The following is an 18,479-nucleotide window of genomic DNA, read 5'->3' as shown; positions in this document are numbered from 1 at the left end:
GTATCGCCCTGCCCCCTAAGGCCGCAGCGAGGCCTCAAGCGCGGGCCAGCGCTTCAGCGACGCCTCGATCTCGCCCGCAGCCTCGCGCAGCAGCGGCAGGCGGGTGCGCACCAGCTCGTCTTGCGAAATGCGGGTGGTCGAGGTGGAGCAGTTGATGCTGGCAATCACCCGCCCGCCACGCCCGAAGATCGGCACCGCGACCGAGACGATGCCGTAATCGAGTTCATCCAGCGCCGAATCGTAACCGCGCGTGGCGATCAGGTTCAGGCGCTCGGCCATCGCCGCGCCATCGGTGACGGTGCGTTCGGTGAAGCGCTGGAACGGGGCGGCAGCCATCAGGCTCTCCCGCTCGCCCTCGGGCAGGTGCGCTGCGAGCGCCTTGCCCAGCGAGGTTGCGTGGAAGGGAAAGCGCGTGCCCACCCCCGCCGCCACGCGGAAGCGCCGGTCGGTCGAGACATGGGCGACGTAGAGGATCTCCGCCCCTGACAGCACGGCGAGCGACGCGCTGTCGCCGGTCTGGTCGCGCAGCCCTTGCAAGGGGGGCAGCACCACCTGTTCGATCTGCATCGAGGCAAGGAAGGCCGAACCAATGGTCAGCACCGCCGGGCGCAGCAGGAACTTGCGCTCGTGCTGGCCAACGTAACCCAGCTCCACCAGCGTGATCAGGCAGCGCCGCGCCACCGCCGGGGGCAGCGCCGTTTTGGCTGCCACCTCGGAGAGGGTCATTTCGGGGTGATCCTCGTCAAACGCCTTGAGGACGCGCAGGCCCCGCTCCAGCGTCGAGAGAAATTCCGGGTCTTTCCCCCCGGCAAGCTTGTCTGCGGCGTCAGCCCCTGCGGATCCCATGCACCGGCCTTTCGATGGAGCGGCGAACCGCCGCGTCGTCGGCCCCCAATAGGGGCGGCGCGGTGACGCTGTCCATCCGTTCGCCATCGAAGCTGAGGGGGAAACGGATCGTGCGGAACTCGCCCTTCGGCCCGTGCGCGTCGGTCACTTCGATGCCGAGCACCTTGGCCTGCTCGGTGGCGAGGACTTCGGCACTGTCATAGACGGGCGAATTGGGGACTTCGAGGCGGGTCAGCTCCGCCGTCCAGTGATCGCGGGTCTGCTGCGCAAAGATCGGGGCGAGAAAGGCGACGACATCTTCGTAATGCGCGATGCGCGCTTCGCGGCTGGCGAAGGCGGGCAGGCCCAGCATGTCGGGCTGGCCCACGGCAATCGCGAGGTTCTCCCAGAACTTGGGCGGGGAGGACATGTGCAGCGCCAGCCACTTGCCGTCGGCGCATTGGAAAACATAGCTCTGCGAGACGTGGGGGCGCGAGTATGGCCCCATCACCTGATCGGCGGAGAGCAGGTGGGTGAAATCGTCGAGGTTGAAGTGGCACATCGCCTCGAACATCGAGGTTTCGACCACGCGGCCCTTGCCGGTGGTGTGGCGTTCATTGAGTGCCGCCAGAATGCCCAATGCGGTGTAGAAGCCGGTCATGGCGTCGGCGATCGCCGGACCGACGACGCGGGGATGCTCGGGGTTGACCAGCAGCCGCAGGAATCCGCTGGCGGCCTGCGCCACGGTGTCGAAAGCGGGGCGATCACGCTCCGGCCCCTCGGGCCCGAAGCCCGAGATCGAGGCATAGACCAGCGCGGGGTTGATCGCCTGGAGCCGCGCCGCATCGACCTTCAGCCGGTCCGCCACGCCGGGGCGGAAGTTCTGGATGAACACGTCCGCTTCGGCCACCAGCCGGTCGAGCACGGCCAAGTCCTCGGGGTTCTTGGGATCGATGGTGATCGAGCGCTTGTTGCGGTTATAGGTCTGGAAGTGGGGCGAATAGAGTTCACCCTTGAAGCTGCGGAAGGGATCGCCGGTGCCGGGCTGTTCGACCTTGATGACATCCGCGCCCATGTCGGCCAGCAGCATCCCGGCGGCAGGGCCGGTGATGAAGGTGCCCATTTCAAGCACGGTAACGCCTGCCAATGGCCGAGCTGTCATCCAACAAATCCCATCTGATTGCCCAAAGCTTGCCTCGCGGTCGATGTGACACTATATTCTTCGCATACCGAAATCAACTTCGAATAACGAAAAGGCACGCCCCATGCGCATCGGCAAGCAGGATAACGCCGTCACCTCGATTTGCACCTCGGATGCGACGAGCATCACCGTGCGGGGGTTGGATCTGTGTAGCGAGGTGATCGGCCATGTCGACTTCACGAGCTATTTCTGGCTGCTGGTGACGGGCACCATGCCCTCGGCCCCGCAGAAGGCGCTGGCGGACGCGGTGCTGTGCGCGATTGCCGAGCACGGGCTGGTGCCGAGCGTCGTCGCCACGCGCATGACCTATGCCGCCGCGCCCGAGGCCTTCCACGGCGCGGTGGCCGCCGGGCTGCTGGGCTGCGGCTCTGTGGTGCTGGGCAGCGCCGAGGTCGCGGGCAAGTTCTATGCGCAGGTCGTCGCCGATGCCGAGGGCGGTGATGCCGCCGCCACCGCCATCGCCGCCATCAAGGCGCTGCGGGCCGAGAAGAAGGCGATCCCCGGCTTCGGCCACCCCCAGCACTCCGGCGGCGACCCGCGCGCGCACCGCCTGCTCGCCCTCGCCAAGGAGCACGGGATGGAGGGCAAGCATATCGCCATGCTGCGCACCATCGAGCAGGTTTTGCCCGAGGCTATCGGCCGCGGCCTGCCCATCAACGTCAACGGCGCAATCCCCGCCGTGATGCTCGACGCAGGCTTCCCGCTTGCCGCGCTCAAGGGCATCTCGCTCCTTGCCCGCACCGCCAGCCTGATCGCGCACCTTCAGGAAGAGACCGAGCGGCCCATCGGCTTCATCATGAGCGGCGCGGCGGCGGAGCGGATCGGGTTCGACGACGGAAGCGAATAAGCTGCCCGCTTGATCCGGCGCTGCCCCTCGGCCACTGTTGGCGCGCAGCAAAGGGGACGAGCATGATCGGACGGCATTTGATTTCATTCGCGGCGCTGTTGGCTGCGACGCCTGCGCTGGCTGACGCACCCCTGCCGCTCAGCCAAACAGAGGTCGCCGCCCCCGCCCTGCCCGCCATCCTCGCCCCGCGCGAACGGGCGGCGCTTGAGAACCGCATCCTTGCTGAACGGCTCGACACCCTGATCCCGCAGATCATGCGCGCCGAGGGCGTGGACATGTGGCTGCTGGTCGCGCGCGAATATTTCGAGGAGCCGGTGGTCGCCACCATGCTCGACGCGGAAAACATGCACGCGCGGCGGCGGACGATCCTGATCTTCTTCGATCCGGGCGAAGGCAAGCCTGTCGAGCGGCTGACTGTCAGCCGATACGGCCTCGGCGGGCTGTTCGCGCCCACGTGGAACCCGGACAAGCAGCCCGACCAATGGGCCGCGGTCGCCGAGATCATCGCCGCGCGCGATCCGAAGAAAATCGCGATCAACTCCTCGGACCTCTATCAGTTCGCAGATGGCATGACGCTGAGCCAATATGATCGCTTCATGTCCGCCCTGCCCACCGAACTGCACGAGCGCGTCACCAGTGGCGAAGGGCTGGCGATCCGCTGGCTGGAGACCCGCACGCCTGCGGAGATGGAACTCTACCCCACCGTGGTACGCATCGCCCATGCGGTGATCGGGGAAGCGTTCTCTCGCAAGGTCATCACCCCCGGCGTCACCACCGCAGAACAGGTGCAATGGTGGTACCGCGACCGGCTGCTGGCGCTGGGGCTCGACCCGTGGTTCCACCCCTCGGTCGCCATCCAGCGGCAGGGCGTGAAGGGGATGATTGAAGGCGTGGAAGTGATCCAGCCGGGCGATCTGCTGTGGACCGATTTCGGCATCACCTATTTGCGCCTCAACACCGATACGCAGCACCTAGCCTATGTATTGAAGCCCGGCGAGACGGCGGCTCCGGCGGGTCTGCGTGCGGGGCTGGCGAACAGCAACAAGGTGCAGGATTTCCTCACCCGCGCCTTCAAGGTGGGCATAAGCGGCAATGATGCGCTGGCACAGGCCCGCGCCGATAGCATCGCGGCGGGGCTCGATCCGTCGATTTACACCCACCCCATCGGCCACCACGGCCACGGCGCGGGGCCGAGCATCGGTTTCTGGGACAACCAGAAGGCTGATCCGCGCGGCAGCGGTCCGATCCGGGCGAACACGGCATGGTCGATCGAGCTGACCTCCTATGCGAACGTGCCCGAATGGGGCGACCAGCGCGTCGATTTCCGCACCGAGGAGGACGCCTTCTTCGACGGCGAGACCGTGCGCTATATCGACGGGCGCCAGACGGAAATCACGCTGATCCCCTCGGGCTAGCGGCTCGACGAACCGGTGCCCTTCGCGCGGGTCTTGACGCGGTAAACATCGGTCAGCGCGGTGATGTACAGTTCCGACAGGTCAGCCCCGCCCCACGCAAGGTTGGTCGCGCGCTTTTGCGTGGCAAGCCGTTCGATCACCTCTCTGCGAGCGGGATCGACCACGCAGATGCCGCCGGGGCAGGTGAAATAGACACGGCCTTCCGTATCCACGCGCACGCCGTCCACGCGGCCCGGCTTGCTGTCGTCGGTCACATCGACGACCAGCCGCTTGCCCGAAGCGGTGCCATCGGCAGCAAGGTCATAGGCCCACAGCGTCTGGGTGGCGGTGTCGCCGACATAGAGCACCTTTTCATCGGGCGAGAGCGCGAGGCCGTTGGGACGGGACAACGCATCGTCGATCAGCACCATCTTGCCGGTCGCCTCGTCGAGCGCGAACACCCCGGAGAAGCCCAGCTCGGCCGCACGCTGGCCGAGGCCATAGGGCGGATCGGTGAACAGGATCAGCCCGTCGCTGCGCACGACGACATCGTTAGGGCTGTTGAGGCGCTTGCCTTCATGGGCCGCAACGATGGTCTTGCGGCCACCCTCCTGCGTCCAGCGGGTGATTTCACCGCTGCCATGCTCGGCATTGAGCAGCCGGCCTTGCAGATCGAAAGTGTGGCCGTTGGCGTTCGCGCTCGGCGTGTAGAGCACTTTCGGCACGCCCGCTCCCGGCGTCAGCAGATAGACCGTGTCACCCGGAATATCGCTGAAGATCAGTCGCGCCCCGTCCCACGCCGGACCTTCGGTGAAGGTGTATCCGGTTGCCGCAAGCTCAAGGCTTTCGGGGATGATGATGCCGCCCTCGGTCTCGGGCGTTTCAGCGAGCGCACCGCTGGCCGCCCACGCCGCTGCCAGTCCTGCAATCCAGCCCCAAGTCTTGCCCATCATCCGTACCTTTCGCATCTCGTCGCACGCGCAACCTGCCCCGCCGCGTTCAGCGATGCCAGCACTTTTGAGGGGAGCCGCAAGGCTTGCATGAGGCCTTCGCGGGGGGCATTGGGGCGGCAGAGACAGGAGACCCCAATCCATGCGTCAGATCGACCACTTCATCGTCGGCGACAGCCCGGCCCCCACCCGCAAGCACGCCATCTGGAACCCCTCGACCGGCGAAGTGCAGGCCGAAGTCGCGCTGGGCGATGCCGCGCTGCTCGCCCGCGCGGTGGAGACCGCCAAGCGCGTCCAGCCCGCCTGGGCCGCCACCAATCCGCAGCGCCGCGCACGGGTGATGTTCGCCTTCAAGGAGCTGGTCGAGGCGAATATGCAGTCGCTGGCCGAAATGCTCTCCAGCGAACACGGCAAGACCGTCCCTGACGCGCGCGGCGACGTGCAGCGCGGGCTTGAAGTGATCGAATACGCCTGCGGCCTGCCGCAGATCATGAAGGGCGAATACACCCACGGCGCAGGACCGGGGATCGACGTCTATTCGATGCGCCAGCCGCTCGGCATCGGCGTGGGCATCACGCCGTTCAACTTCCCGGCGATGATCCCGATGTGGATGTTCGGCATGGCCTGCGCGGCGGGCAATGCCTTTATCCTCAAGCCCTCGGAACGCGATCCCAGCGTGCCGGTGCGCCTCGCCGAACTGTTCCTTGAAGCGGGCGCGCCCGAAGGGCTGCTGCAGGTTGTCCATGGTGACAAGGAAATGGTCGACGCGATCCTCGACCACCCGGATATCGCCGCGATCAGCTTCGTCGGAAGTTCCGACATCGCGCAATATATCTACGCGCGCGGGAGCGCCAACAACAAGCGGGTGCAGGCCTTCGGCGGCGCGAAGAACCACGGGATCGTGCTGCCCGATGCCGATCTCGATCAGGTCGTCACCGATCTGACCGGCGCGGCCTTCGGCTCGGCGGGCGAACGCTGCATGGCGCTGCCCGTGGTGGTGCCGGTGGGCGAGGAGACGGCGGAGCGGCTGAAGGAAAAGCTGCTCAAGTCGATCGCGGGGCTGCGCATCGGTGTCTCCAACGATCCTGACGCCGATTACGGCCCCGTCGTCACGCCTGAACACAAGGCGCGGATCGAACAGTGGATCACCACGGCCGAGCAGGAAGGCGCGGAGATCGTCGTCGACGGGCGCGGCTTCACGCTGCAGGGGCACGAGAAGGGCTTCTTCGTTGGCCCCACTCTGATCGACCACGTCACCCCGCAGATGACATCCTATCAGGAGGAAATCTTCGGCCCCGTCCTGCAAATCGTCCGCGCCAAGGACTTCGAGGAGGCCGTGCGCCTGCCCAGCGAGCACCAGTATGGCAACGGTGTCGCGATCTTCACCCGCAACGGCCACGCCGCGCGCGAATTCGCCGCGCGGGTGAATGTCGGCATGGTCGGCATCAACGTGCCGATCCCGGTGCCGGTCGCCTACCACAGCTTCGGCGGGTGGAAGCGGTCGGGCTTCGGCGATATCGACCAGTACGGGACGGAAGGCCTGCGGTTCTGGACGAAGAACAAGAAGATCACCCAGCGCTGGCCGGATGGCTCGCAGGACGGGTCGAACGCCTTTGTGATTCCGACGATGGGGTGAAGGGCGTGCGCGCATTCCTCATGGCGCTGTGCGCGCTGATCCTTGCGGGTGCCGCGCCTGCTGCCGCGCAGGACAAGCGGATCGCGCTCACCTTCGACGATGTGCCGCGCCAGGCGGGGGCGTTCTTCACGCCTGACGAGCGCGCGCAGCGGCTTATCGCAGCCCTGCGCGAAGCGGATGTCACGCAGGCGGCATTCTTCGTGACCACCGGACGGCTCGACACCCCCGACGGTGCAGGCGGCGAAGCGCGGATTTCAGCCTATGTCGCGGCCGGGCACGTGATCGCCAATCACAGCCATGACCATACCCGCCTGAGCAAGACCGAAGCGGCCGATTATCTCGCCGACATCGACCGCGCCGGGGCTTGGCTGGCTGGCCGCCCGGGCGTCAGGCCGTGGTTCCGTTTTCCCTATCTCGACGAGGGCGCCCGCGACAAGGCGCGGCGCGATGCCGTGCGCGCGGGGCTCGCGGCGCGGGGGCTCAGGAACGGCTATGTCACCGCCGACGGGTCGGACTGGCATCTCGAGCAGCTGAGCATCGATGCCAAGCGCGATGGCCGCGCCATCGACATGGCCGCGCTGCGACAGCTCTACCTGCAATCGCAGATGAGCGGCATCGCCTATCACGAGGCGCTGGCCCGGCGCACGTTGGGCCGTGTGCCGCCGCAGGTGATGCTGCTGCACGAGACCGATCTCGCCGCGCTGTTCATCGCCGATCTTGTCGCCGAACTGCGGCGCGATGGCTGGACGATCATCACCGCCGACGAGGCCTATGCCGACGTCGAGCTTGCCGCCGCCATGCCCGACGTGCCCTACGCCTATGGCACCCTGACCGGCGCAATGGCGTGGGAACGCGATATCAAGCCGCCCATCGCGCCGCTGTGGATGAGCACCGACATGATGAGCTGGCTGTTCGAGCAGAAGGTGCTGGCGGAGCCGCAGAAGAAGTGAGGAAGCGTGCCTGAAACCGATCTCCACAGGCAATGGCAGATTGCACCAGTACGTTACTGACCATTGGGCGACGGTCCGCCACCGGCTACGCTCGGTCGCTTCGCTTCGTTCACAGGATTCCCCCGATGTATCGCCTCGTTCTCACCGCAATGCTGGCCGCTGTGGGCGCGGGCGGCCTTCACGCAGAGAGGCCGGTCGCCCTCCGGCTTCCCGAGGCATTCCACGGCGAATGGACCACCCAGCCTGAGGCTTGCCATGCCAATCCGTCGCCTTTCGCGCTGTGGCAGGTTTCGGACAGCGGGCTCATTACCGAAGAAGGCGGTGCCGATATCCTGACGCTGGAGAAGGTCGCCGACGATCCCGCTGCCTATGATGCGGTGGTGGACATATCGGGGGGCGGCGGAGAATGGCGTGCGAAAATCCGCCTGACGATCGATCAGCGCCGCATGGCGATGGATATCGAAGATCTCGAAGGTGAAAGCGCATTGGCCAGACGGCTGTGGCGCTGCGCCGATCCGATCCCTGCGCAGTTCGTTGGCGAATGGGCGACCGAGAAGAAAGATTGCGGCGTCGATTACGCCAGCTTCCGCGTGACGCCGGCCGGCTTCGTTTCGCCCGAGGTCGGCGAGCGCACCTTGATGGTCAAGCCAACAGGCAGAAACCCGGACGAAGTCCTGATCGAAGCTTCGGTTTCCATCGCCGACATTTCTTTCGATGAACAGCGCGTCCTGCGCCTGTCACCGGACGGGAAGCAGCTGACAATTCTCAGCCTTGGCCAGATCGGGCGGGCCTCCGCAGATCCTGACTGGCAGCCCAACCCCTATGCAAGATTTCGCCCGATTGACGATCCGGAACAGGTGGAAACCTTGCTGCGCTGCCCGTCCGCAGGTTAGCGTCCTCCAGTAACGTGGTCCGCGTCCGGTGCATGGCGCGGGGGCGTTTGTTGCAAGTGCCACACCATCCGCACTTGGCGAACCGCTCGCTTTGCGGCTAAGGCCGCGCGCATGGTAAACCTGCCCCTGCCCGCCCTGCGCGCCAAGGCCGAAAGCTAGGCCGCGCCGGTCACATCATGAAGCAGGTTTTCGCCAATATGGGCTGGCTGCTCGGCGGGCGCGGGTTCAACGCGGTGTTGAGCCTCGTCTACCTCGCCATCACCGCGCGCACGCTTGGCACCGAAGCCTTCGGCTATTTCGCGCTGATCATTGCGCTGGGGCAGGCGATCACCGGCTTTTCCAGCTTCCAGACCTGGCAGTTCATTGTCCGCTGGGGGGCCGATCCCGACAATCCCGGCGTCGATATCCAGCGCGCGCGAGAGGCGACGGGGTTTGCGGTTGCGCTCGACGGGGTCTCGGTGGCGGTCGGCACGCTCGCTTCGATGGTGCTGGTGCTGACCGCGCCGCTGTGGCTCGACGTGCCGCCCGATCTGATGTGGCTGACCTTTGGCTATTGCGTGATCTCGCTGCTGACGATCCGCACCACGCCGACAGGGATGCTGCGGCTCCATTCCGAGTATGGCAGAGCGACCTGGGCGGAAGCCGTGCAGCCGATCGTGCGCACCACCGGCGCGGGGCTGGCCCTGTGGCTGATGCCCGATGTGACCGGATTCATCCTCGCCTTCGCCGCGTCCGAAGTGGCGACCGCCATTGCCCTGTGGATCGTCGCCGCGCGGGTGCAGCCGGTGCCGCTGTCTTCGATCAGCCTGCGCACGATCCCTTCGCGGCACAAGGACGTCTGGAAATTCGTGCTGTCGACCAACATGTCGGGCAGCCTCGCGGTGGCGGGCAAGCAGGTGATGATCCTGCTGGTCGGTACATTTGGAGGGGCCTATCTGGCGGGCGGTTTCCGCATCGCCAACCAGCTGGGCGTGGCGCTGATCGCGCTGGCGCAGACTATCTCGAAGGCGATCCTGCCCGAACTGGTGCAGTCCAAGGACGGCGCGGTGGAAATGGCGCGGCGCATGGCGAACATCGCCGCGATAGCCGGGGTGACGGCGGTGGTCAGCGCGATCCTGTTCGGCCGCGAAGGGCTGGCGCTGATCGCGGGCGAGCAGTTCACCGGCTTCTACTGGGCGATGATCATCCTCAGCATCGCGGGTGCGGTGGAACTGGTGGGCGCGAGCCTTGAATCGCTGCTGATCTCCGCGGGCAAGGCGCATGTTGCCTTCCTCGTGCGGCTGTTCCCGACGATCCTTGCGCTGGTGATGCTGGAAATGGCGATCGACTGGAAGGGCGCGCAGGGCGCAGGCTTTGCGGTGCTCGGGTCGAGCGTGCTGACGGTGGTCGGCTTCTATCTGGCGATCGTGAACCTGCGGCAGTTCCGGCTGGTGGTGGACGAGCCGGACGACGAAGGGGCGGACCCCGCTTCACCACCTCGCTAACGCCCCCCTCCCCTTGCGGGAGGGGTTGGGGGAGGGGTACGAGGCCGCAGGCCTCGCCACTTAGCAGCTGGCGTGGGAGCCCCCTCCCCCCGACCCCCTCCCACAAGGGGAGGGGGAGAAGGGCTGTCACCCCTCGAACGCGAGCTTGGGCTTTCTTGCCGCGCCGGTCTCGTCGAGGCGGCGGCGGGGCGCGTAATAGGGCGCCTGCTTCAGCGCCTCGTCCCCGTCCAGCGCCCGCGTCACCACAGCCCGGAAGGCGGTGATGAACTGGTCGATGGCGGCCTTGCTCTCGGTTTCGGTCGGTTCGACCAGCATCGCGCCGTGGACCACCAGCGGGAAGTACACCGTCATCGGGTGATAGCCTTCGTCGATCAGCCCCTTGGCCACATCGAGCGTGGTGAGCCCCTCGGTGAAGTCCTTGTCGCCGAACAGCGCCTCATGCATGCACGGGCCAGACGCCGCGAAAGGCGCGTGGAGAATGTCCTCCATCGAACGCAGGATGTAGTTGGCGTTAAGCACTGCATCCTCGGCCACCTGCTGCAAGCCATCGGCTCCGTGGCTGAGCATGTAGGTGAGCGCGCGGGTGAACATCCCCATCTGTCCGTGGAAAGCGGTCATGCGCCCGAAGGTCGGCCCGCGCTCCTCGCGGTTTTCTTCCTCGACGAGGTAGAACTCGCCGCCGTCCTTCTGACGGATGAAGGGCAACGGCGCATAAGGTGCGAGCGCTTCGGACAGCACCACCGGCCCCGAACCGGGACCGCCACCGCCGTGCGGGGTGGAGAAGGTCTTGTGCAGGTTGATGTGCATGGCATCGACGCCGAGGTCGCCCGGTCGCACCTTGCCGACGATGGCGTTGAAGTTCGCCCCGTCGCAATAGACGTATCCGCCCACTGCATGGACCGCATCGGCGATTTCGCGGAAGTCCTTTTCAAACAACCCGCAGGTGTTGGGGTTGGTGATCATCACTGCCGCCACATCAGGGCCGAGACGCGCTTTGAGCGCCGCCACATCCACCCGGCCTTCGGGCGTCGCAGGGATATCCTCGACGCGGTAGTTGGCGAAGGCGGCGGTGGCGGGGTTGGTGCCGTGGGCGCTTTCAGGCACCAGCACCACTTCACGTGCATCGCCGCGGGCTTCGTGCGCGGCGCGGATCGCGAGGATGCCGCACAGCTCGCCATGCGCGCCCGCCTTGGGGCTCATCGCCACGGCGGGCATGCCGGTCAGCGTGCACAGCCAATGACCGAGCTGGTGCACCACCTCCAGCGCGCCCTGCACCGTCGATTGCGGGGCGAGCGGGTGGATGTCGGCAAAGCCCGGCAGCCGCGCCATCTTCTCGTTGAGGCGCGGGTTGTGCTTCATCGTGCACGAACCGAGCGGGAAGAACCCGAGGTCGATCCCGTAGTTCTGGCGCGACAGGCGAGTGTAGTGGCGCACCGTCTCGGGCTCGGTCAGGCCGACGAGGCCGATCGCTTCCGAGCGGGCAAGGCCGCCGAGACGCGTCGGCGCATTGGCGTCAACCGGCGGCAGATCGACACCGGTCACTTCGGCGCGGCCGATTTCGAACAGCAGCGGCTCTTCCAGCATCAGCGCGCGGTTGCCGGTGGTGGTGGCGGGGCCGTTGTGCATCCCGTCCTCGGAGAGTTCCATCTCGGGCTTCCAGCCGGACTTGTTGGGGGCGTTCATCACACGGTCTCCTTGATGCTGGCTTCAAGCTCCTGCGCGAGCCGCTCGATATCCTCTTCGGTGGTGGTCTCGGTCACGGCGACGAGTAGCGCGTGCTCCAGCGCCTCGACCCCGGGATAGAGCCGCCCCAGCGACACACCGCCCAGCACGCCGCGATCCGCCAGATCACGGATGATCTCGCGCGCGGGCTTGCCGCCGAGCATCAGGGTGAACTCGTTGAAGAAGGCGTTGTTGAGCACTTCCACGCCCGGCACCTTGGCCAGCCGGTCGGCGGCGATGCAGGCCAAGCGGTGGTTCTCGGCGGCGAGTTCGCGCAGGCCCCGTTCACCCAGCAGCGTCATGTGCACGGTGAAGGCCAGCGCGCACAGGCCGGAATTGGTGCAGATGTTGCTGGTCGCCTTCTCGCGGCGGATGTGCTGTTCGCGGGTCGAGAGCGTGAGCACGAAGGCGCGCTTGCCCTCGGCATCGGTGGTCTCGCCGCACAGCCGGCCCGGCATCTGGCGCACGTGCTTGGGATCGCGCACCGCGAACAGGCCGAGGTAGGGGCCGCCGAACTGGAGGCCGACGCCGAGCGATTGCCCCTCGCCCACCACAATATCCGCGCCCATTTCGCCCGGCGATTTGATCGCGCCCAGCGCCACAGGCTCGGTGTTGACCACAACCAGCAGCGCGCCCTTGGCGTGGGCGGCTTCGGCCACCGGGGTCAGGTCGCTGATGCGGCCGAGAATGTCGGGATATTGCACCACGACGCAGGCGGTATCCTCGTCGATGCGGGCGATCAGGCCCGCAAGTTCGGGATCGGGCGTGATCGCGGGAAGCGCATCGGCGATGGTGTCACCCGTGAAGTGCGCCATGGTCTTCACCACCTGCGCGTAATGCGGGTGCAGCGCGCCCGAGAGCACCGCACGCTTGCGCTTGGTGACGCGGGTCGCCATCGCCACCGCCTCCCAGCACGCGGTCGAGCCATCGTAGAGCGAGGCATTCGCCACTGCGCAGCCGTAAAGCCGGGCGACCTGCGTCTGGAATTCGAACAGCATCTGCAGCGTGCCCTGCGCGATTTCCGGCTGGTAGGGCGTGTAGGCGGTCAGGAACTCGCCGCGCTGGATGATGGTATCGACGCTGGCGGGCACGTGGTGGCGATACGCCCCCGCGCCGAGGAAGAACGGCACCTCGCCCGCCACCAGGTTCTTCGCCGCCAGCTTTTTCATGTGGCGTTCGACCGCCATCTCGCTCGCATGCATCGGCAGACCATGGATCGGGCCATCGAGCCGGGCGACTTCGGGCACGTCCACGAACAGATCATCGACCGTGGCGGCGCCGATTGTCGCCAGCATTTCCTGCCGGTCGGTATCGGTGAGGGGAAGGTAGCGCATGGGGAGAGGTGTCCGTGGCTGGTGGTGGAAAGGCTCAGGCGCTCAACTGCGCAAGATCGGCAAGGGTCCCGGCAAATCGCGCCGGGCCAGTGTGGGTGGTACGCATCCAGGGGGCGAGCCAGATGCGGTAGCCGGCCGCGCGGGCGCGGTGGCAGAAGGCGTAGTCGTCGGACAGCAAGTGGCCCGTCTCGGGGTCGATCAACGGCTGGAACAGGGCGGTGATCGTGTCAGCTGCCAACCCGCTATCGCGGTCAAGCTGGTCGGGCATGTAGCGCAGCTCGGCGTGGCGCGCGGCGAGGGCTTCGATCACGTCGCGGCGGATCACCATCAACCCGGTGCCCGCCCGCAGCAGCTCGATCGGCTCTCCCAGCGGGAACTGGCCGTCCGGATCGGCAAGGTCGATCGCGAAGAGGCCGGAGTAACGCTCCAGCATCATCGGATTGCCTTCCCCCAGCCCCTTGGCGGCAGCCGAGGCAACAAGGCCCCAGTTGATCCGCCGCTTGGGACAGGGCGCGCCGAGCACGGCGAGGCGATCATCGGCCTGCATCCGCGCCACCGCATCGACGAGCTCTTCCGGTACGAAGCCGATATCGCCGTCGATGAAGACGAGGTGCGTCGCATCCGATTGCAGAAAGGCCGCCGCGAGCGCATTCCTTGCCCGGTCGATCGACGCATTGTTGCTGAGCCAGGCGAAGGAACAGGCAAACCCCGCTCGCTCCGCCGCGCCCGAAAGCCCGACCACGCTGCGCAGATAGTCGGCTTGCGCCCCGTCATACAGCGGGGTCGCAACCAGCAATCGCACAGGGGGCGGCGCCGACTGGGTCACAGTTCCTCGACGAACGCCTTGTAACCGTCTTCGTCCATAAGCCCGTCGAGCTCGCCGACATCGGCAATGGTCATCTTGAAGAACCAGCCGCCATCTTCGGGAGCGGAGTTGACCAGCGAGGGGTCTTCTTCCAGCGCCGGGTTCACTTCGGTGATCTCGCCGGTGATCGGGGCGTAGACGTCCGAAGCGGCCTTCACGGACTCGACCACGGCAGCATCCTTGCCCTGCTCGATCAGCGCGCCGACTTCGGGCAGTTCGACGAACACGATGTCGCCAAGCTGGCCCTGCGCATAATCGGTGATGCCAACGGTCGCGACGTCGCCTTCGACGTCGATCCATTCGTGCTCGTCAGTGTAGTAACGCATGGGTCAGTTCCCCCTGTAATAGCGGTGCGGGACAAAAGGTGTGGGCGAAACGGTGGCGGCGAGGCGCTTGCCGCGAACCTCGACTTCGAACGTGGTGCCGATGGCGGCGTAGTCGCTGGCGACGTAAGCCATCGCAATCGGAGCGCCCAAGGTGGGCGAGAAGCCACCGCTGGTGACGGTACCGATATGGTCGTCGCCTGCGAAAACCTCGGCGCCTTCGCGCGCGGGCAGGCGGCCTTCGATCTTCAGGCCGACCCACTTGCGCGCCGTGCCTTCATTGATCTCGCGGATGATACGGTCAGCGCCGGGGAAGCCCCCTTCGGTGCGGCGGCGCTTGTTGATGCCGAAGGTGAGCCCCGCTTCGATGGGCGAAGTCTCGGGCGACATGTCGTGGCCATAGAGCGGCAGGCCCGCCTCCAGCCGCAGCGAATCTCGTGCGCCCAGACCGATGGGCTTCACTTCGGGCTCCGCGCAAAGCAGATCGGCGACTTCGGCAGCGGCCTCGGCAGGGAGCGAGATTTCGAACCCGTCCTCGCCGGTATAGCCCGCCCGCGCGATGGTCACATCGTGGCCGGCCAGCTTGAACTGCCCGAACTTCATGAAGGTCAGCGCCGACAGCGGGTATTCGCCCGTCGCGTGACGCGCCAGCGCTTCGGCTGCCTTGGGGCCTTGCAGGGCCAGCAGCGCGCGGTCGTCCAGATAGTTCAGCGTGATATCGTCGGGCAGCGCTTCACGCAGGGTGCCCATGTCGTCCCACTTGGTCGCGCCGTTGACGACAAGGTAGAGCGCCTCGGGCCAGCGCGAGACCATCAGGTCATCAAGCACCCCGCCCTCCTCGTCCAGCAGCAGCGAATAGCGCTGCTGACCGAGCTTCAGCGTGCTGAGGTCGATCGGCAGCACGGCTTCAACCGCGGCGTCGAGATCGGGGCCGGACAGAACCAATTGTCCCATGTGCGAGACATCGAACAGGCCAGCGCTTTCGCGGGTCCAATTGTGCTCGGCAACAATGCCCTCATACTGGATCGGCATTTCGTAGCCCGCAAACGGCACCATCCGCGCCCCGCGCGCACGGTGCCACGCGTCGAGCGGCAAAGCATCGAGCGGGATATCTTCGACGAAATCTTCGGTGTCGTGGTCGCTCATCAAAGGCCTTCCGAAGCAGAATACGGCAGTCCGGCAGCGCCAAAGGCACCGCCCATTAACTGCCCCCTCTGTCGGGTGACCTGAGAGCTTCGATGCAACCGCCAACGTGGCGCAGCACCTCCCCTTCGGTGGCCGCGGATTTACATCCGAGACGCTTTCCAGAGTGTCACGCAGCCGAGCGGTCCGTTGGCCTGAGAGTTTCCGGGGCGGTTGCTCCTTCGGCGCCTTTGCCCCCCGCAAAGGGTGCATCGGGCTCTCCCGCTCGCCTGCCCGGCACAGAATCACTTCTGCCCCGGAAGACGCGCCTGCCCTGCTTGATTTGCTGCAGCGCGTCAATCGGGCGAACAGCGGTTAGCCATGTGGAAAACACGTTTGCGCGCACAGGCGCGGCGCAATAGACACGGCGGCGGGATGAACCTCACTGAAATCTATCTGATCGCGCTGACGATCATCTTCGCCGTGCCGTGGCTCGTCTGGCGTGTGCTGCGCACAGATTACTGGGCGCCGCTGGTGGTGGTGCAGATCGTGGGCGGCATTCTGCTCGGCCCCGGCGTGCTGGGCGCGGTGTTCCCGGACTACTATGCCTTCGTGTTCCGGCCCGACGTGATCATCGCGCTGAACGGCGTCGCGTGGTGGGCGGTGATGCTGTTCGTGTGGATCGCGGGGATCGAACTCGACCTGTCGCAAGCATGGAAGCACCGCGGCGAGACCGGGCTGACCGCAGGGCTGGCGCTGGGAATGCCGCTACTCGCAGGAACGGCGGCGGCGGCGGTGATCCTGCAATTCCCCGGCTGGCGGGGTGCGCAGGGGGAGTATTGGCAGGCCTTGCTGGGCATCGGCATGGCATGTGCGGTCACGGCGCTGCCGATCCTTGTGCTGCTGATGGAGAAGCTGGGCATCCTGCGCGAGGCGATCGGCCAGCGCATCCTGCGCTATGCCAGCCTCGATGATATCGCGATCTGGGGCGTGCTGGCGCTGATCCTGCTCGATTGGGAGCGGATCGGACGGCAGGCGATCTTCCTCGTCGGCTTTACGCTGGCCGCTATCGCCGTGCGCTGGCTGATGAAGCGCCTGTCGGAGAATGACCGTTGGCCGGTGGGCCTGATCTGGCTCGCGATCTGCGGGCTGGCGGGCGACTGGTCTGGCCTGCACTACATGGTCGGCGCGTTCCTTGCGGGCGTGGTGCTCGATGCCAAGTGGTTCGGCCATGAAGCGATGGACCGCTTCCGCAATGTCGTGCTGCTGACGGTGATGCCGGTGTTCTTCCTCTCCACCGGCCTGCGCACCCAATGGGAGGGCGGCGGGCTTGCCGTGTTCGGCGTCGCAGCGCTGCTGCTGGCCGCGGCGGTGGGGGGCAAGCTGCTGGGCGTCCACATCGCCGGACGCCTGCTCGGCTGGAGCCGCACCGAGGCGAGCCTGATCGGCTGGCTGCTCCAGACCAAGGCGCTGATCATGATCATCTTCGCCAACATCCTGCTCGACAAGCAGGTCATCACGCCCACGACCTTCACCGCGCTGCTGCTGATGGCGGTGGGCAGCACGATGCTGACGACGCCGCTGGCAACGCCCTTGCTGAAGAAGCTGGGGGATCGGGTGAAGGCGGAGGCTTAGGCTTCCTCAAACTCCGTTCGCCTCGAGTGCAGTCGCGAGGCCTTAGCGTCGCGCCATGGTGTCTCGACTTCGCTCGACACGAACGGAGATTATGGCTTCTCCACCATCCCCAGCGCTTGCGCCATCAGCGCCTTCTCGCGCGGGGTGAAATTGCCGGTATCTTCGCCGCCTTCAGGGGGCGGGTTCTGGGTGGTGAAATAGACGAAGCCCTGTTTGCCCTCGCCATCAACCCACAGCCCCGAGAGCAACCCGTAGGCCTCGCCAGGATGTCCGAGCCACGGCCCTCTTCCGAACAAGGCGTCATTACAATCGATCACACCCATTTCGATCGCTTGCAGCCCGAGTCCGTAATGACAGAATAACTCCTGCGCCCCGGTTTCACCAAAAAATGCCGACTTGGCGAGGCGCTTGAATGTCTCTGTCGCAAGCAATCTCTCGTCCCGCCAACTGATCAGCGCCTGCCCGATCTTCGCCAGATCGACCATCCCGATCCGCACCCCGCCCTGTGGCGAGAAGATCGAGGCATTGGTGCCGGGAACATAGTTGGAAAGATCGCACGCCTGCCCCTCAGCCACCGGGATCGTGCAGGCGGGCGACAGCCTGTCTGCGCCATCGGCGGCGACTTCGCCGGTGTGGCGGTAGAGCGTCACCTTGCGGGCCTGCATCTCCGCATCGCAGCCGATCCAGTTGAGGCACGCCTTCACCCCGAGCGGCGCAAACACCAGCCGCTCGACCAGCCGGTCATACCGCTCGCCGCTCGCCGCTTCGAGCGTGGTGGCGACCAGTGGGGAACCGAGGTTGGCATATTCGAACGCCGCTTCGCCCGGCGGGCCAGTGTCACGCCACGCGGCAGGGTCGGCGAGCTTGGCTTCAAGGCCCTCGCCCAGGGGGATGACATAGCCCGCCTTGTCGCTGAGACCCGCGCGGTGGGACAGCAGGTGCGCAAGCGTCACCGGCGCATCGGGATGATGGGGCGAGCGCAGGTTCCAGCCGAGGTAGTCGGAAACGTCGCGGTCGAGATCGACCTTCCCCTCGTCCATCAGCCGCAGCGCGGTCAGCGCCATGATCAGCTTTGAGATCGACGCAATCCGCACGGGATCATTGGCTTCGACCGGGCGCCCTGTCTCCTTGTTCGCCAGCCCTTCGACGATCAGCGGGCGGATGCTCTCGCGGTCAAACGCCACCACCACCGTCGCGGGCGGCGGGGGCGTGTAAACCTCGGCAGCGGAGGGAACGGCGACGAGGGCCCCAAGGAGCAGGGGAGCGGCGAGGATGCGGCGGATCATGCCGCGCATCAT

16 protein-coding genes and 1 riboswitch are annotated in these 18,479 nt (G+C 66.3%); of the genes, 7 read left to right on the top strand and 9 right to left on the bottom strand.

From position 1 onward, the window contains the following. Nucleotides 1-15: 15 nt before the first annotated feature. Nucleotides 16-846, bottom strand: coding sequence for an IclR family transcriptional regulator C-terminal domain-containing protein (locus KVF90_RS06530; protein WP_264394036.1), 831 nt, complete (start codon nt 844-846; stop codon nt 16-18). Further along, nucleotides 827-1,987 carry a CaiB/BaiF CoA transferase family protein gene (locus KVF90_RS06525; RefSeq protein ID WP_264394035.1) on the bottom strand — a complete coding sequence of 387 codons (1,161 nt, stop codon included), beginning with the start codon at nt 1,985-1,987 and terminating at the stop codon, nt 827-829. Before KVF90_RS06525 ends, KVF90_RS06530 begins: the two co-directional genes overlap by 20 nt. Before the next feature lie 103 nt (nt 1,988-2,090). Between KVF90_RS06525 and KVF90_RS06520 the strand changes: the two genes are divergently transcribed. Further along, nucleotides 2,091-2,873, top strand: a complete 783-nt coding sequence (locus KVF90_RS06520; RefSeq protein WP_264394034.1) for a citryl-CoA lyase — start codon at nt 2,091-2,093, stop codon at nt 2,871-2,873. Nucleotides 2,874-2,935: 62 nt separating this feature from the next. After that, nucleotides 2,936-4,288, top strand: a complete 1,353-nt coding sequence (locus tag KVF90_RS06515; RefSeq protein WP_264394033.1) for an aminopeptidase P family protein — start codon at nt 2,936-2,938, stop codon at nt 4,286-4,288. Here KVF90_RS06515 and KVF90_RS06510 read toward each other — a convergent pair. After that, nucleotides 4,285-5,220: an SMP-30/gluconolactonase/LRE family protein gene (locus tag KVF90_RS06510; RefSeq protein ID WP_264394032.1), complete on the bottom strand. Its 936-nt coding sequence runs from the start codon at nt 5,218-5,220 to the stop codon at nt 4,285-4,287. The genes KVF90_RS06515 and KVF90_RS06510 overlap by 4 nt on opposite strands. Nucleotides 5,221-5,359: 139 nt before the next feature. Between KVF90_RS06510 and KVF90_RS06505 the strand changes: the two genes are divergently transcribed. From KVF90_RS06505 to KVF90_RS06490, 4 genes are all read left to right on the top strand, one after another. Next, complete coding sequence (locus KVF90_RS06505) at nt 5,360-6,853, top strand: CoA-acylating methylmalonate-semialdehyde dehydrogenase (protein WP_264394031.1); 1,494 nt, start codon at nt 5,360-5,362, stop codon at nt 6,851-6,853. 5 nt (nt 6,854-6,858) lie between these two features. Beyond that, complete coding sequence (locus KVF90_RS06500) at nt 6,859-7,803, top strand: polysaccharide deacetylase family protein (protein ID WP_264394030.1); 945 nt, start codon at nt 6,859-6,861, stop codon at nt 7,801-7,803. A gap of 125 nt (nt 7,804-7,928) precedes the next feature. Next, nucleotides 7,929-8,696 carry a hypothetical protein gene (locus KVF90_RS06495; protein WP_264394029.1) on the top strand — a complete coding sequence of 256 codons (768 nt, stop codon included), beginning with the start codon at nt 7,929-7,931 and terminating at the stop codon, nt 8,694-8,696. Nucleotides 8,697-8,872: 176 nt separating this feature from the next. Then, nucleotides 8,873-10,180 carry a lipopolysaccharide biosynthesis protein gene (locus KVF90_RS06490; protein ID WP_264394028.1) on the top strand — a complete coding sequence of 436 codons (1,308 nt, stop codon included), beginning with the start codon at nt 8,873-8,875 and terminating at the stop codon, nt 10,178-10,180. Nucleotides 10,181-10,306: 126 nt separating this feature from the next. Here KVF90_RS06490 and gcvPB read toward each other — a convergent pair whose 3' ends face one another. The 5 genes from gcvPB to gcvT are packed head-to-tail and all read right to left on the bottom strand — an operon-like array spanning nt 10,307 to nt 15,570. Next, nucleotides 10,307-11,863, bottom strand: coding sequence for an aminomethyl-transferring glycine dehydrogenase subunit GcvPB (gene gcvPB, locus KVF90_RS06485; RefSeq protein WP_264394027.1), 1,557 nt, complete (start codon nt 11,861-11,863; stop codon nt 10,307-10,309). Further along, nucleotides 11,863-13,236: an aminomethyl-transferring glycine dehydrogenase subunit GcvPA gene (gcvPA, locus tag KVF90_RS06480; RefSeq protein ID WP_264394026.1), complete on the bottom strand. Its 1,374-nt coding sequence runs from the start codon at nt 13,234-13,236 to the stop codon at nt 11,863-11,865. The genes gcvPB and gcvPA overlap by 1 nt, the downstream gene beginning before the upstream one ends. Nucleotides 13,237-13,270: 34 nt before the next feature. Next, entirely contained in the window at nt 13,271-14,062 is a 792-nt protein-coding gene (locus KVF90_RS06475) for a hypothetical protein (RefSeq protein WP_264394025.1), read from the bottom strand. After that, nucleotides 14,059-14,427 carry a glycine cleavage system protein GcvH gene (gene gcvH / locus KVF90_RS06470; RefSeq protein WP_264394024.1) on the bottom strand — a complete coding sequence of 123 codons (369 nt, stop codon included), beginning with the start codon at nt 14,425-14,427 and terminating at the stop codon, nt 14,059-14,061. The genes KVF90_RS06475 and gcvH overlap by 4 nt, the downstream gene beginning before the upstream one ends. 3 nt (nt 14,428-14,430) lie before the next feature. Beyond that, a complete protein-coding gene (gene gcvT, locus KVF90_RS06465) occupies nt 14,431-15,570 on the bottom strand; it encodes a glycine cleavage system aminomethyltransferase GcvT (protein WP_264394023.1) in 1,140 nt (379 codons plus the stop codon). Nucleotides 15,571-15,739: 169 nt separating this feature from the next. Next, nucleotides 15,740-15,841: riboswitch (glycine riboswitch) on the bottom strand. Nucleotides 15,842-15,981: 140 nt separating this feature from the next. On the opposite strand from gcvT, the gene KVF90_RS06460 reads away from it, so the two are divergent. Beyond that, nucleotides 15,982-17,181, top strand: coding sequence for a cation:proton antiporter (locus KVF90_RS06460; RefSeq protein WP_264394022.1), 1,200 nt, complete (start codon nt 15,982-15,984; stop codon nt 17,179-17,181). A gap of 89 nt (nt 17,182-17,270) precedes the next feature. On the opposite strand, the gene KVF90_RS06455 is transcribed toward KVF90_RS06460, so the two are convergent. Then, a complete protein-coding gene (locus KVF90_RS06455; protein ID WP_264394021.1) occupies nt 17,271-18,467 on the bottom strand; it encodes a serine hydrolase domain-containing protein in 1,197 nt (398 codons plus the stop codon). Nucleotides 18,468-18,479: the final 12 nt, after the last annotated feature.

The organism is Porphyrobacter sp. ULC335, assembly GCF_025917005.1.
Taxonomy (GTDB): domain Bacteria; phylum Pseudomonadota; class Alphaproteobacteria; order Sphingomonadales; family Sphingomonadaceae; genus Erythrobacter.
The sequence above is the reverse complement of the archived record's forward strand: the minus strand, read 5'-3'. Positions and strand labels throughout refer to the sequence as shown.